Origin of the sequence: Micromonospora krabiensis (assembly GCF_900091425.1) — a bacterium.
GTDB lineage: Bacteria > Actinomycetota > Actinomycetes > Mycobacteriales > Micromonosporaceae > Micromonospora > Micromonospora krabiensis.
The window spans coordinates 4,186,732-4,201,184 of record NZ_LT598496.1 but is presented as its reverse complement, the minus strand read 5'-3'; the positions used below and the strand labels follow the sequence as shown (position 1 = coordinate 4,201,184).

11 protein-coding genes, 1 pseudogene and 3 riboswitches are annotated in these 14,453 nt (G+C 75.1%); of the genes and pseudogenes, 9 read left to right on the top strand and 3 right to left on the bottom strand.

The window, feature by feature from the left end:
- Complete coding sequence (gene scpA / locus GA0070620_RS19170) at nucleotides 1-2,220, bottom strand: methylmalonyl-CoA mutase (RefSeq protein ID WP_091592825.1); 2,220 nt, start codon at nucleotides 2,218-2,220, stop codon at nucleotides 1-3.
- Nucleotides 2,220-4,076, bottom strand: a complete 1,857-nt coding sequence (locus GA0070620_RS19165; protein WP_091592824.1) for a methylmalonyl-CoA mutase family protein — start codon at nucleotides 4,074-4,076, stop codon at nucleotides 2,220-2,222. Before GA0070620_RS19165 ends, scpA begins: the two co-directional genes overlap by 1 nt.
- 135 nt (nucleotides 4,077-4,211) lie before the next feature.
- Nucleotides 4,212-4,336, top strand: a riboswitch (cobalamin riboswitch).
- A gap of 98 nt (nucleotides 4,337-4,434) precedes the next feature.
- Between GA0070620_RS19165 and GA0070620_RS19160 the strand changes: the two genes are divergently transcribed.
- The 9 genes from GA0070620_RS19160 (at nucleotide 4,435) to GA0070620_RS19120 (ending at nucleotide 14,006) form a co-directional block, all read left to right on the top strand.
- Complete coding sequence (locus tag GA0070620_RS19160) at nucleotides 4,435-5,478, top strand: prenyltransferase/squalene oxidase repeat-containing protein (RefSeq protein WP_091599010.1); 1,044 nt, start codon at nucleotides 4,435-4,437, stop codon at nucleotides 5,476-5,478.
- Nucleotides 5,479-5,510: 32 nt separating this feature from the next.
- On the top strand, nucleotides 5,511-5,999 hold the full coding sequence (locus GA0070620_RS19155) for a hypothetical protein (protein ID WP_172836601.1): 489 nt from the start codon (nucleotides 5,511-5,513) through the stop codon (nucleotides 5,997-5,999).
- Between the two features lie 106 nt (nucleotides 6,000-6,105).
- Nucleotides 6,106-6,223, top strand: a riboswitch (cobalamin riboswitch).
- Nucleotides 6,224-6,361: 138 nt separating this feature from the next.
- Nucleotides 6,362-7,819 (top strand): prenyltransferase/squalene oxidase repeat-containing protein, encoded by a 1,458-nt coding sequence (locus tag GA0070620_RS19150; RefSeq protein ID WP_091592819.1) that lies wholly within the window; start codon nucleotides 6,362-6,364, stop codon nucleotides 7,817-7,819.
- Nucleotides 7,816-8,760, top strand: a complete 945-nt coding sequence (locus tag GA0070620_RS19145; RefSeq protein ID WP_091592818.1) for a hypothetical protein — start codon at nucleotides 7,816-7,818, stop codon at nucleotides 8,758-8,760. The genes GA0070620_RS19150 and GA0070620_RS19145 overlap by 4 nt, the downstream gene beginning before the upstream one ends.
- On the top strand, nucleotides 8,753-9,976 hold the full coding sequence (locus tag GA0070620_RS19140) for a CbiQ family ECF transporter T component (RefSeq protein WP_091599007.1): 1,224 nt from the start codon (nucleotides 8,753-8,755) through the stop codon (nucleotides 9,974-9,976). The genes GA0070620_RS19145 and GA0070620_RS19140 overlap by 8 nt, the downstream gene beginning before the upstream one ends.
- Nucleotides 9,973-11,604 (top strand): ABC transporter ATP-binding protein, encoded by a 1,632-nt coding sequence (locus GA0070620_RS19135; RefSeq protein ID WP_091592816.1) that lies wholly within the window; start codon nucleotides 9,973-9,975, stop codon nucleotides 11,602-11,604. Before GA0070620_RS19140 ends, GA0070620_RS19135 begins: the two co-directional genes overlap by 4 nt.
- Nucleotides 11,601-12,518 carry an ECF transporter S component gene (locus GA0070620_RS19130; protein WP_091592814.1) on the top strand — a complete coding sequence of 306 codons (918 nt, stop codon included), beginning with the start codon at nucleotides 11,601-11,603 and terminating at the stop codon, nucleotides 12,516-12,518. The genes GA0070620_RS19135 and GA0070620_RS19130 overlap by 4 nt, the downstream gene beginning before the upstream one ends.
- A 12-nt stretch (nucleotides 12,519-12,530) precedes the next feature.
- A riboswitch (cobalamin riboswitch) is annotated at nucleotides 12,531-12,748 on the top strand.
- Between the two features lie 181 nt (nucleotides 12,749-12,929).
- Nucleotides 12,930-13,376 carry an acyl-CoA thioesterase gene (locus tag GA0070620_RS19125; RefSeq protein ID WP_231922441.1) on the top strand — a complete coding sequence of 149 codons (447 nt, stop codon included), beginning with the start codon at nucleotides 12,930-12,932 and terminating at the stop codon, nucleotides 13,374-13,376.
- Between the two features lie 3 nt (nucleotides 13,377-13,379).
- A complete protein-coding gene (locus GA0070620_RS19120; protein WP_091592811.1) occupies nucleotides 13,380-14,006 on the top strand; it encodes a LysE family translocator in 627 nt (208 codons plus the stop codon).
- Nucleotides 14,007-14,020: 14 nt separating this feature from the next.
- Here GA0070620_RS19120 and GA0070620_RS34155 read toward each other — a convergent pair.
- Nucleotides 14,021-14,164, bottom strand: a pseudogene (locus tag GA0070620_RS34155) (CopD family protein); the annotation flags it as partial.
- Nucleotides 14,165-14,453: the final 289 nt, after the last annotated feature.

The following is a 14,453-nucleotide window of genomic DNA, read 5'->3' as shown; positions in this document are numbered from 1 at the left end:
TCACCCGGCCCGGTGACCGAGCCGTCGGGACAGCTGATCGAGCAGGTCCAGGGCGGCCTCGGCGATCACGGTGCCCGGTGGGAAGATCGCCGCCGCGCCCGCCTCGCGCAGCGCGTCGAAGTCCTGCGGCGGGATCACGCCGCCCACAATGATCATGATGTCGTCGCGCTCCAGGGCGGCCAGCTGGTCGCGCAGCGCCGGCACCAGGGTCAGGTGCCCGGCGGCCAGGCTGGAGACGCCGACGATGTGCACGTCGGCCTCGACCGCCTGCCGGGCCACCTCGGCCGGGGTCTGGAACAGCGGGCCGACGTCGACGTCGAAGCCGAGGTCGGCGAAGGCGGTGGCGATCACCTTCTGGCCCCGGTCGTGGCCGTCCTGGCCCATCTTGGCCACCAGGATGCGGGGCTGGCGGCCCTCGGCGGCGGCGAACTCCGCGGTGGCGGCTCGGACCCGCTCTATGGCCGACACCGCACCCGCCTCGTCCCGGTACACCCCGGAGATCGTACGGATCTGCGCGGCGTGCCGGCCGTACACCTTCTCCAGCGCGTCGGAGATCTCCCCGACGGTGGCCTTCGCCCGCGCGGCGTCGACCGCCAGGGCGAGCAGGTTGCCGTCGAGCCCCGGGCCCCGGGTGCCGTCGAGCGCGGCCCCGGCCGCCCGGGTCAGCGCGTCCAGGGCCGCCGTGCACGCCGCCTCGTCCCGGTCCGCGCGGAGCCGGCGCAGCTTCCCCATCTGCTGGGCCCGCACCGCCCGGTTGTCGACCTTGAGCACGTCGATCGGCTCGTCGGCGTCCGGCCGGTACTTGTTGACGCCGATCACCGGCTGGCGGCCGGAGTCGATGCGCGCCTGGGTCCGCGCGGCGGCCTCCTCGATCCGCAGCTTCGGGATGCCCTCGTCGATGGCGCGGGCCATCCCACCGGCCGCCTCGACCTCGGTGATGTGCTGCCAGGCGCGGGCGGCCAGGTCGTGGGTGAGCCGCTCGACGTACGCGCTGCCGCCCCACGGGTCGATCACCCCCGTGGTGCCGGACTCCTGCTGCAACAGCAACTGGGTGTTGCGAGCGATCCGGGCGGAGAAGTCGGTCGGCAACGCCAGCGCCTCGTCGAGGGCGTTGGTGTGCAGCGACTGGGTGTGCCCCTGGGTGGCGGCCATCGCCTCGACACAGGTGCGGACCACGTTGTTGAACACGTCCTGGGCGGTGAGCGACCAGCCGGAGGTCTGGCAGTGCGCGCGCAGGCTCAACGACTTCGGGTTCTTCGGCGCGAACTCGCGGACCAGCCGGGCCCAGAGCAGCCGGCCGGCCCGCAGCTTCGCCACCTCTATGAAGAAGTTCATGCCGATGGCCCAGAAGAACGACAGCCGGGGTGCGAACGCGTCCACGTCCAGTCCGGCGTCCCGGCCCGCGCGCAGGTACTCCACCCCGTCGGCCAGGGTGTACGCCAACTCCAGGTCGGCGGTCGCGCCGGCCTCCTGGATGTGGTAGCCGGAGATGGAGATCGAGTTGAACCGCGGCATCCGCGTCGAGGTGTAGGCGAAGATGTCGGAGATGATCCGCATCGACGGCTGCGGCGGGTAGATGTAGGTGTTGCGGACCATGAACTCCTTGAGGATGTCGTTCTGGATGGTGCCGGAGAGCTGCTCCGGCGCCACCCCCTGCTCCTCGGCCGCGACGATGTAGAGCGCCAGCACCGGCAGCACCGCGCCGTTCATCGTCATCGACACGCTCATCCGGTCCAGCGGGATCCCGTCGAAGAGCTGCCGCATGTCGTAGATCGAGTCGATCGCCACCCCGGCCATGCCCACGTCCCCGGCGACCCGCGGGTGGTCGGAGTCGTACCCCCGGTGGGTCGGCAGGTCGAACGCGACCGACAGTCCCTTCTGCCCGGCGGCCAGGTTGCGCCGGTAGAAGGCGTTCGACTCCTCCGCGGTGGAGAAGCCCGCGTACTGGCGGATCGTCCACGGCTGGGTGGTGTACATGGTCGGGTACGGACCACGCAGGTACGGGGCGATGCCCGGGTAGGTGCCGAGGAAGTCCAGCCCGGCCCGGTCGGCGTCGGTGTACAGCGGCGCGACGCCGATGCCCTCCGGCGTCTGCCACGTCAGCGCGTCCGGGTCGCTTCCGGTCTCGGCCCGCACCGCGTCGCGCCACCGCCCCAGGTCGACGCCGGCCGGCGGGACACCCAGCTCGATGCCGGAGAAGTCGGGAATCCGAGCGTCCATCACGCCACCCCCAGATCACGCAGCGTCGTTTCCAGGACCGCCACGGCGTCGCAGCCCGCGTACAGGTAGCCGTCCACGCCGGGCTGGTCGGCCGGCGGGCCGGCCAGCCACACCCGGACCGCTCCCGCCTCCGCGAGGGCCCGCGCCACCGGCTCCACCGCCTGCGCGTAGGTGCGGTCGGAGGAGCACAGGCAGGCGACCGTGGCGTCGCTGGCGGTGAACTCGGCGGCCAACCGGGCCGGGTCGTCCTCGCCGACCGGGGGTCGGGCGGTGGCGATCCCGCCGGCGGCGAAGAGGTTCGCGGCGAAGCCGGCCCGGGCGTTGTGCACCGCCGCCGGGCCCAGGGTGGCCAGGAACACCGTGGGCCGGGCGCCGGTGGCCGTCGCGTGTGCGTCGGCCCGGTCGCGCAGCGCCTCGTACGCCTGGGCGTACCGGTGCCGGGGGAGCCCGCCGGCCGGCGCGGGCGGCGCGGGCGTGCGGACCGGCAGCCGCTCCTCCAGGCTCGGGAACTCGCTCACGCCGGTGAGCGGGTCCCGGCGGTGGGCCAGGTTCTCCGCCCGGCGCTGCCACGTCGCGGCCAGCCGGTCGGCGACCAGGCCGCTGCCCAGCGCGGCAGCCATCCCGCCGGCCCGCTCGATCTCGGTGAACCACGCCCAGGCCGCCCGCGCCAGCTCCTCGGTGTACCGCTCGACGTACCAGGAGCCGCCGGCCGGGTCGGCCACCCGGCCCACGTGCGCCTCCTCGAGCAGCAGCGACTGGGTGTTGCGGGCGATCCGCCGGGCGAAGCCGTCCGGCAGGCCGAGGCAGGTGTCGAACGGCTGCACGGTCACCGCGTCCGCGCCGCCGACCCCGGCGGCGAAACAGGCCAGGGTCGTGCGGAGCATGTTCACCCACGGGTCGCGGGCGGTCATCATCGCCGTGGAGGTCACCGCGTGCTGGCGCTGCGCGCCCGCCTCCGGCGCCCCGCACACCTGCGCCACCCGAGCCCACAACCGGCGGCCCGCCCGCAACTTCGCGATCGTGGCGAACTGGTCGGCGGTGGCCGCGTACCGGAACTCCAACTGCCCGAACGCGGCCGGCACGGCCAGCCCGGCGCCGGTCAGCTCACGCAGGTACGCCACACCGGTGGCCAGCGCGCAGCCGAGTTCCTGCGCGTCGGAGCCGCCCGCGTCGTGGTACGCGGTCGCGTCGACCGTCATCGCCCGCAGGCCGGGAGAATCGGCGGCGCACCGGCGGGCCCACTCGTCGGCCGGGCCGTCCCACCGCTGCCCGGTCCGCGCTCGCCAGCCGAGCGGGTCCACGCCCAGGTTGCCGCGCGCCTTTGCCGCCGGTACGCCGCGCTCCGCCAGCAGCGCGTACCAGGCCGGCACCGCCTCGACCGCGGCGGCACCGGCGTCCAGCACCACTCCGGCCAGGTCCAGGTAGACCCCGTCCAGCGCCGCCGGGAGCCCGGTCACCGGCACACCGCCGTCGCCGAGCACCAGCCACAGCGACGTGGCGCCGTTCTCCAGGTCGGCGCGGACCGCCTCGCCGGTGGCCTTCGGGTCCGGGTCCGCGTGCCGCTGCCGGACGTCCCACCCCGCCACCACCGCGCCGGTCGCCCGCCCACCCCGGGTGTACGGGAACAGCCCCGGCGGACCCGGCAACGGGGTCGGGTCGTCGGCGGTGTGCAGCGGCGCGAGCGCCAGCTCGTCGTACCCCCGGCGGACCAGCAGCTCCTCGACCGCCTCGGCCGGGGCGTCCTCGCCGGCGAGGCCGGCCTTGCGCAGCACCCCGAGGGCCAGCCGCTGCCACTGCTCGTGCGTGGCGGCCGGGAAATCGGCGGCGAGGCGAAGCGTCTCCGACGGCACCGTCATGCCGGGATGGTAAGTGCGGACCGGCGCGGCGACGCCGGGATGTGACAACGTCAACTCAACCGGTCGTCACGGCACGTGTCCGCCTCCTGGCGCATTGACATCACCGCATGCGCCGGACCAGACTGTCGCGACAACTGAAACCAACACGCGTACGTGCGGGGGAAGACCGGTCGAAGTCCGGCGCTGGCCCGCAACGGTAGGCCGTCCAGGTGCATCCTGCGGCGGCGAGCCCGAATACCCGTCGTACGCGTGCATCCGCTCCCCACCCGTCGTGGCCCACGGGTCGGAGTCCCGGCCGACCCGGCGCTGCCGCGTCGTTCGGGCTTTCGACGACCGCCGGGCCGGAAAGGCGCTTCCGATGGTCGTCCGCCTGAGCCGGCACCGCCTGCTCGCCCTGCTCTGCGGCGCGCTCGCCGCCCTCACCCTTGCCACACCGGTGGCCGCCGCCCCCGAGCGTGCCGGGGTCTCCCGCCCGGAGGCCGCCGCCGGCTGGCTCGCCCGGCAACTCGTCGACGGCGAACGCTTCGAGGTGGTCTTCGACGGCGTCGCCTACCCCGACCAGGGGTTGACCCTCGACGCGGTGTTCGCCTTCGCCGCGGCCGGCGTCGCCGACGACTACGGTGCCGACGCGCTGGCCTGGGTCACCCGGCCGGACGTCCGCGACGGCTACGTCGGTGACGGCGTCACCGAGGCGTACGCCGGCGCGACCGCCAAGCTCGCGCTGGCCGTGGAGGTGCGCGGCGGTGACCCGACCGACGTCGGCGGGGTGGACCTGGTCGCCCGGCTGCGGTCCCTCGAGTCGCCCGGCGGGCGGTTCACCGACCGGTCGGCGTTCGGTGACTTCAGCAACGCGTTCAGCCAGTCGTTCGCCATCCTCGCCCTGGACCGCACCGCGCAGGGCGCGCCTCCGGCGGCGGCGTCCTGGCTGGCCGGCACCCGCTGCCCGGACGGCGGCTACCCGCTGCTGCCCGCGCAGCCGGTCTGCACGTCCGACGTGGACGCGACCGCGCTGGCGGTCCAGGCGCTGCGGGCCGCCGACCGGCCGGCCGACGCCGCCGCCGGGCTGCGCTGGCTGGTGTCCGTGCAGGGTGCCGACGGCGGTTTCGCCAATACGGCCGGCACGCCGAACGCCAACAGCACCGGCCTCGCCGCGCAGGCCCTGCGCGACGGCCACCGGCCACTGGCCTGGGCGCGGGCCCGGGCGTTCCTCGCCGGGCTCCAGGTGGGCTGCGCCGGGGCGCCGGCCCACCGGGGCGCGGTCGACTTCGACGGCGGCACGTTCGACCCGAGCACCGCGCCCCGGGCCACCGCTCAGGCCGTCCTCGGCCTGACCGGCACCGGATACGCCCGGTTGTCCGCCGCCGGCGCCGCCCCGGGTGCCCCGGTTCCCGCCTGCCCGTGACCCGTCCCGCCGCTCACCCGATTTCAGGAGGAATTGTGTTCCGTCACCGATCCACCGTCCGTGCCCGGCTGGCCGGTCTGCTGGTCGCGGCCGTGGCCGCCGTCGCGCTGACCGCCGTCGAGCCCGCGCCCCGGGCGGCGCACGCCGCCGCCTGCGTCGGCACCTCGGGCGTCACCGTGGTGGTCGACTTCGCCGCGCTCGGCGGCGGCGTCCAAGTCGGCTGTGCCCCGGGCGACCCGGCCACCGGGCTGGCCGCCCTGCAAGGCGCCGGCTTCACCGTCACCGGCACCAAGCGGTGGGGCCTGGCCTTCGTCTGCCGGATCAACGGCAAGCCCACCGCCGCGACCGAGTCGTGCGTCAACACCCCGCCGGCCACCGCGTACTGGTCGTACTGGCACGCCCCCAGCGGCGGCTCATGGTCCTACAGCACGTCGGGGGCGACCAGCTACAACCCCGCGCCGGGCAGCGTCGAGGGCTGGTCCTTCGGCGCCGGCGCCCCGCCGAGCATCGCCGCTCCCTGATCCGCCGGCAGCGGTGTGACCAGCGGCGCACCGGGTGCCGGCCGCTGCTCTGGCGTCGTCGCACGCCCGGGCGGTACGGTGTCGGCACCCGGTGCACGCCGGGCACACAACTGCATACGTCCCGTGTGGGGGGAAGCCGGTTCCAAGCCGGCGCTGACCCGCAACCGTGAGCGAGAGTCTCCCTTTCGCGAGCCGGAATGCCCCGCCCGGGACGAGCGGCTTCCACTGTCGAGGTCTACAGGGTGAAGTCCGGGCCGCCGAGGTCCGACCCACCCCGCGCACCGCAGCACGCGGAGCGGGGTGTCCGTTTCTCGGGGTGCTTTCCGGAGGTTTCACCGACCGCTCTGCGAAAGGCACCCCTGATGCCCCTGTCCCGGCGTCTCACCACCGGTCTCGGTATAGCCGCGGCGACCACCCTCGCCGCGATCCTCGCCGCCCCGCTGACCGTGGTCGCGGCCCCCGCCCCGGCTCACGCCGCCGCCGCCCGCGACGCCGCGTCCTGGCTGGCCGGCGAGTTCACCGACGGCTCGCTGCCCGGCCCGTTCGCCCCCGAGGACTGGGGGCTTACCATCGACGGCTTGGTCGCCCTCTCGGCCACCGGCGTCGACGCGCCGACCCGGCAGGCGGCGACCGCGCAGGTCGCAGCACACGTGCGGTCCTACAACAGCTTCGACGACTGGGGCATCGAGGGCTTCACCGACGGCGGTGCCACCGCGAAGCTGCTCTACGCCGCCTCCGCCGCCGGCGCCGACCCCACCAACTTCGGCGGGTACGACCTGCGGGCGGAGACCCTGTCCCTGATCGCCGGAGCGGACGCCGGTCACCAGCGGGGACGGATCACCAGCCGCACCACCGCCGACAGCGGCCCGGACGCCAGCAACACCTTCGACCAGTCGTTCGCCGTGCTGGGCCTGGCCCGCAGCGGCGACCTGCCGCAGGACACGGTGGACTTCCTGATCCGGCAGCAGTGCGCCGCGGGTGGCTTCCGGCTCTACCCGGACACCGCCGACGGGCCGTCGCCGTCCTGCGACGAGCAGCCCGGCGCCACCCTCGACGTCGACTCGACCGCGATGGCGGTCCAGGCGCTGCTGGCCGCCGCCGAGGACGGCGCCACCGGCGCGGGCGACGCCGCGCGTAAGGGCGCCGGCTGGCTGGTGGCCCAGCAGCACACCGACGGGTCCTTCGGCGGCTCGGGACCGACGACCGGCGCGAACTCCAACAGCACCGGCCTGGCCGGGCAGGCCCTCGCCGCCGCTGGGCGCGACGACGAGGCCGCCCGAGCCGGGGAGGCACTGGCCGCGCTGCAGCTCACCGCGGGCAACGGTGGGGCAGCCTCCGCCGACGCCGGCGCGATCGCCTACAACACCGAGGGACTCACGGCTGCCGTGGCGGCCGGGATCACCGACACCGACCGGGACCAGTGGCGCCGGGCAACCGCTCAGGCCCTGCTCGGGCTGGCCCAGGTCCCGCTGGGCCGGATCGGCCTCGACCCGCCGCCGACCATGTCCCCGCAGCCCACCCCGACCGGCACGACCTCGCCCACGACGGCCCCGCCCACGGTGTCTCCCACGGCCACCGCGTCGCCGACGCCGACCGACACGGTCAGCCCGACGCCGAGCGTGACCAGCCCTCCGGGGACCCCCGCTCCCACGACGGCGGCACCGACCACCGCCGCTGCGCCGAGCACGACGCCGGCCGCGCCGGGACTGGGCGGGCTGCCGACCACCGGCGCGGCGATCGGCAGCTACCTGCTGGTCGCACTACTGCTGGTCGGTGGCGGAGTGACGCTGCTCGTGCTCGGCCGGCGGCGGGCGGGATGAGCCCCCGGGTCGCCCGGAGCGGGCTGGTCGCACTCCTGGTCATCGCCGGCACGGTGATCGGGCCGGGCAGCCCGGCGGTGGCCGCCGGGTCGGCCGGCTACTGCCCGGACGCCTCCGGGGTCACCGTCGTGGTGGACTTCAACGAACTCGGCGGCGGGACGGTGGTGCGCTGCGCGCCGGGCACCCAGGCCACCGGCCTGGCGGCGCTCAAGAACGCGGGCTTCCAGATCAGCGGCACCCTGCGCTGGGGCGAGGGGTTCATCTGCCGGATCGAGGGCAAGCCGTCGGCCGCGGCGGAGAAGTGCGTCGACACACCGCCGGCCAGCGCCTACTGGTCGTACTGGCACGCCCCGAACGGCGGCAGTTGGACGTACAGCGACAAGGGCGTGCTCAACCGCAAGCCACCGGCCGGCAGCTTCGAGGGCTGGTCGTTCTCCCTTAACCGCAACGCCAACGACGCGCCGCGCCCGGGGGTGGCGCCGAAACGACCCGCCCCACCGCCGCCGCCACCCCCGCCTCCTCCGCCACCGGCAGGCGGCGGGCCGGCGGTGCCACCACCGGCGGGAGGACCCGTCGTACCGCCACCGGCCGGCGGCGGCGGACCCGGTGAACCCGGCCGGCCGGCGGGCACGTCCGGCCCGTCGACTCCCGCCGGCACGTCACCATCGGCCAGCACGCCGGGCGGCCCGGCCTCGGCCGCGACACCGGGCGCTGCCACCAGCGCGACACCGGGCGCTGGCACCAGCGCGGCGCCGGGCGCTGCCACCAGCGCGGCACCGGAGGGCTCCTCGGGCGAGCCCGTGGTGACCGACGTCGCCGCGTCCCGCGAGGACGACGGTCTGCCGCTGGGCACGATCGCCGGGGTGCTGCTGCTGGTCGTGCTCGCCGCCGGCGCACTGGTCGCCGCCCGACGACGGCGTGCCGCCGACCCGGATGACTGACGCGGGCATGACAGCTGACGCCGGTCGCCGGCCGGCTCGCTGGTCCGTGTGGCGGCTGCCCCGGGGGCTGCACCCGGGCGCGTGGTGGTTGTGGGCGCTCGGCCTGGCCACCGCGGCCAGCCACACCACGAACCCGCTGCCGCTGGCCCTGCTCGTCGCCGTCGCCGCGCTGGTGGTGGTACGCCGGCGCGGCGACGCGCCGTGGGCGCTGGCGTTCCGCATGTACGTCTGGCTCGGCGTGGTGATCGTGGTGATGCGGGTGCTGTTCCGGATCGTGTTCGGCGGCGGGCAGGGCGAGCACGTGCTGGTTCGGTTGCCGGAGATTCCGCTGCCGGCGTGGGCGGCGGGCATCCGGCTGTTCGGCCCAGTCGCCGTCGAGCAGGTCCTCGGTGGCTTCTACGACGGGCTGCGGTTGGCCACGATGCTGATCTGCCTCGGCGCGGCGAACGCCCTGGCCAACCCGAAGCGGCTGCTCAAGGCCGTACCCGGTGCGTTGTACGCGGTGGGTACGGCCATCGTGGTCGCGTTGTCGGTCGCCCCGCAGTTGGTGGAGAGCGTGCTGCGGGTACGCCGGGCCCGGCGGCTGCGCGGCGGGACCGGCCGGGGGATGCGGGCGTTGCGCGGTATCGCCCTGCCCGTGCTGGCTGACGCGTTGGACCGGTCCCTGGCCCTGGCGGCGGCGATGGACTCGCGCGGTTACGGCCGCACCGCGGCGGTGCCCGCCGGGCAGCGCACCGCCACCGGGGCGCTGGTGCTCGGCGGGCTGGTCGGCGTCTGCGCCGGCACCTACGGGCTGCTCGACACCGCCGGCTCCGGCTACCTGGGGCTGCCGATGCTGCTGGCCGGACTGGCCGCCGCGGTGACCGGCATGTTGCTGGCCGGCCGCGGGGTCCGTCGCAGCCGTTACCGACCGGACCGCTGGCGGCCGGCCGAGTTGCTCGTGGCCGGCTGCGGGGTGGCCGCCGCGGCACTGACGATGCTCGCCGGGACGGTGGACCCGGAACTGCTCTACCCTCCGGTCAGCCCGCTCACCTGGCCCGAGTTGACCCCGCTGATGCTGCTCGCCGTCGGCGTCGCGGCCGTACCGGCCTGGCTGGCGCCGCCACCGCCCGTGGCCCGGGTCCGTCGGCCGCCCATGGCGGACCGGCCGGTCCCTCTCACGGACCCGCCGACGGAGCAAGAACGCGCCGTGACGGCACCGGGAGGCCGCCGATGATCACTTTCGACCAGGTAACCGTCCACTACGTCGAGGGTGGCCCGCCACCGCTGCGGGACGTGACACTCCGCATCGACGAGGGTGAACTCTGCCTGGTCGCGGGCCGTACCGGCGCCGGAAAGTCGACCCTGCTACGGGCGATCAACGGCCTCGTCCCGCACTTCACCGGCGGCACCCTGCACGGCGCCGTCACCGTCGACGGCCGGGACACCCGCACGCACCCACCGCGTGACCTCGCCGACGTGGTCGGCGTGGTCGGCCAGGACCCGCTGGCCGGCTTCGTCACCGACACCGTCGAGGAGGAACTGGCGTACGGCATGGAGCAGCTCGCGCTGCCACCGGCGGTGATGCGCAAGCGGGTGGAGGAGACGCTGGACCTGCTCGGCATCGCCGACCTACGCGACCGGCCACTGCGGACGCTGTCCGGCGGACAGCAACAGCGGGTCGCCATCGGCGCGGTGCTGACCACGCATCCCCGGGTGCTGGTGCTCGACGAACCCACCTCCGCGCTGGACCCCACCGCGGCGGAGGACGTCCTCGCCACCGTCACCCGACTGGTGCACGACCTCGGGGTGACGGTGGTCCTGGCCGAGCACCGGCTGGAGCGCGTGCTGCAGTACGCCGACCGGCTGCTGTGCCTGCCCGGCGACGGCCACGTCCACGACGGGACACCGATGACGGCGCTGACCCACATCGACATCGCGCCGCCCCTGATCGAGCTGGGGCGCCTCGCCGGCTGGACACCGCTGCCGCTGTCGGTCCGCGACGCCCGCCGACGGGCGTCCGACCTGCGGCACCGGCTCGCCGACGTGGCGCCGCCGCCGGTCCCGGTGGTCGCGGACACCCCTCCGACGCTGACCGCACGGGCGATCGTCGTACGGTACCCGGGGACCGTCGCGGTGGCCGGCGTCGACCTCGACCTGCGACCCGGCCGGGTCGTCGCGTTGATGGGCCGCAACGGCTCCGGCAAGTCCAGCCTGCTCTGGGCGGTGCAGGGCAGCGGCCCCCGCCACGGCGGCACGGTCGCCGTGACCGGGCCGGACGGCGCCGTCGACCCGAAGGCCCTGCCGGCCGGGCAGGCCCGCCGGCACGTCGGCCTCGTCCCGCAGAACTCCGGCGACCTGATCTACCTGGAAACCGTCGACGCCGAGTGCGCCCAGGCCGACCGGGAGACCGACGCGCCGGCCGGCACCTGCCGGGCACTGGTGGACCAGCTCACCCCCGGCCTGCCCGGCGACCGGCACCCCCGGGACCTGTCCGAGGGACAGCGGCTCGCCCTCGCGCTCGCCGTGCAGCTCACCGCCGCTCCACCGGTGGTCCTGCTCGACGAGCCGACCCGCGGCCTGGACTACCACGCCAAGAAGCAGTTCACCGCCGTCGTCCGGATGCTCGCCGCCAGCGGTCGGGCCGTGGTGGTCGCCACCCACGACGTCGAACTCGTCGCGACCCTCGCCGACCGGGTGGTCGTGATGGCCGAGGGCGAGATCGTCGCCGACGGCACCACCGCCGAGGTCATGCTCGCCTCCCCGGCGTTCGCACCGCAGGTGGCCAAGGTCCTCGCCCCGGCACCGTGGCTGACCGTGGAGCAGGTCGCCGCCGCGCTCGGCGCGACCAGGGAACCGGCGTGAGCGTCCTGCGGGTCGCCCCGCGTACCGCCCTGGTGTTGATCCTCGCCTCGGCCGCCGCGCTGGCCACCTTCACCTGGCCGTTCTTCGTCCCCGCGCACCCGGAGACCACCGCCCGCACCGGCGAGGCGCCGCTGGTCTTCATCGTCATGCTGCCGGTGCTCGTGGCGCTCGTCCTCGCCGAACTCACCTCCGGCGGCATGGACAGCAAGGCCCTGGCCATGCTCGGCGTCCTCGCCGCCGTCAACGCCGCGCTGCGCCCCCTGGGCGCGGGCACCGCCGGCATCGAGACCGTCTTCTTCCTGCTCGTCCTCGCCGGCCGGGTCTTCGGACCCGGGTTCGGGTTCCTGCTCGGCTCCACGTCGCTGTTCGCCTCCGCCCTGCTCACCGCCGGCGTCGGGCCGTGGCTACCGTTCCAGATGCTCTGCGCCTCCTGGATCGGCCTCGGCGCCGGCCTGCTCCCGGCCCGGCTGCGCGGCCGGGCCGAGACCGCCGTCCTGGCCGGCTACGGCGCGCTCGCCGCCTACGGCTACGGCCTGCTGATGAACCTGTGGTTCTGGCCGTTCAGCGTCGGCGCGGACACCCAGCTGTCCTACGTCGCCGGTGCCCCCGTCCTGGAGAACCTGCACCGCCTCGCCCTGTTCACCGCCGTCACCTCCACCTTCGGCTGGGACACCGGCCGCGCGATCACCACCGCCGTGGCGATCGTCCTCGCCGGCCCGGCCGTCCTCGCCGCGCTGCGCCGCGCCGCCCGGCGGGCCGCGTTCGGCGCGCCGGTCACCTTCGCCGCGCCCAACCCGCCAACGCCCCGGACAGGTGGTGACGACGTGACGCTGCCCGACATCCCGCCATCGCCCTCCCGGGCGGCGGCGGAGGGAGTTACCTCACAGCGGACCCCGCGACCACCCGGTACGTGACAGGCAGCGCGATACGCTGCCGACGGCGCTGGTTCGCCCGGCCGTACCCGGTCGGGCGTCGTAAGAGGGAACCCGGTGTGAATCCGGGACTGCCCCGCAGCGGTGAGTGGGAACGACCGCCGTCACCACGCACTGGACCGCGAGGTCCGGGAAGCGACGGCCAGTAGGAGACCGGACTGAATCCGGTCGCGCCCGCGAGTCCGAAGACCTGCCCGCGCTGCGTACACGAGGTGTGTGCGCTGCCGTCGACCTCGCGGGCGGGTCGGGCGGGTGACACGCCACGAGCGTGTCCCTCGACGTGCGCGCCGGCGGGATCGGCGGCGTGCTTCCCGAGGACGGACTCCCGCTGTGCACGACACCACCATCACCGGCCGACCGCCGTCGGCGTCGCACCTGACGCTCTCGCAGATCATGGACCAGCATCACACCAACCTGATGGGCACGGTCCACGGCGGCCGGATCCTCAACCTGATCGACTCCGTGGCCGGGGTCGTCGCCGCCCGGCACTCCGACGGGCCCGCCGTCACCGCAGCCATCGACGAGACCGCCTTCCTGCGCGCGGTACGGGTCGGCGACGTGGTCCACGTCGACGCCCGGATCACCTGGGCCGGCCGCAGCTCGATGGAGGTCGCCGTCAAGGTCACCGCCGACCGGTGGGACCGCGCCGTGCCGCCCACCGACGTGGCCACCGCACACCTGGTCATGGTGGCGATCGACGACGACGGGCAACCGCGCCCGGTGCCGCCGCTGCTGCCCGAGACCGACGGCGACCGCCGCCGCTACCGGGAGGCGCGGATCCGCCGCGAGCACCGGCTGGCGCTGCGTCAGGCGCTGCTCGACGGTGCCGGGGAGGGCTGAGTCGTGCTCGGACTGTCCGCGGCGACGCTCGCCGGGTACCTCGCCGCGATCGCCGTACTCATGGTCACCCCCGGCCCGGACATGATGTTCGTCCTGGCCAACGCCGCCCGCTACGGCACCCGCGCCGGCATCGTCGCCGCGCTCGGCGTCGCCGCCGGGGAGATGGTGCACGTCGCCGCGGTCGTCTCCGGCCTCGCCGCACTCGTCTCCGCCTCGCCGGTGCTGTTCACCGCGATCCGCTGGGCCGGCGCGGCGTACCTGATCGTCCTGGGAATCCGCGCCCTGCGCGGCGCCGGAACGCCCGTCGCCGCCAAGCCGCAGCACGCCGGCGGCACCGGGCGGTCATTCGTACGCGGGCTGGTGACCAACCTGCTGAACCCGAAGATGATCCTTTTCAGCGTGGCGTTCCTGCCCCAGTTCGTCGACCCGTCGGCCGGCAACGCCACCGCCCAACTGGTGCTGCTCGGGGCGCTCTTCGTGGCGGTGCAGCTCACCGTCGACATCGCCCTCGGCGCGGGCGCCGGACGGCTCGCCGGTCGACTGGCCGACGGACGCTGGTCCCGGCGGATCAACCGGATCTGCGCGGTCGCCTTCGTCGCACTCGGCATCCGCCTGGCCTCCAACGGATAGCAAACGGCGAGCGCGGCCAGTCTGCCGAGCACCAGCCAGCCGTAGGAGGACTGCCAAAGTTGGTCCACCGCGCCGAGGCGTACGGCGGCGTTGACGATCCCGCTGACCGTGACGGCGACGAAGCAACCCAGCGAGGCGGCTGTAGCGGCTTGCGGCATCGGCGAGGTGCCGGCTGCGGCGGACTGCCAGCAGGGGCACCAGGGCACCGACACCCACAGAGCGGCGGCGAACACGTGCAGGACCAGACTGCAGACCGCGATCTGGTGGCTGCCGGCCCCGGCGGCGTGCCCGGTGAACGCCGGCGGCACGCCACCTCCGCCAGCAACCCCGCCAGATCCGCCACCCGACCACCGCGATCAGCGTCACCAGCGCCACCAGAGCGGCCAGACCCCGCGAGACGCCCACCCGAGCCAGCACCGCGACCACCAGGGCCAGGTCGGCCTGCAA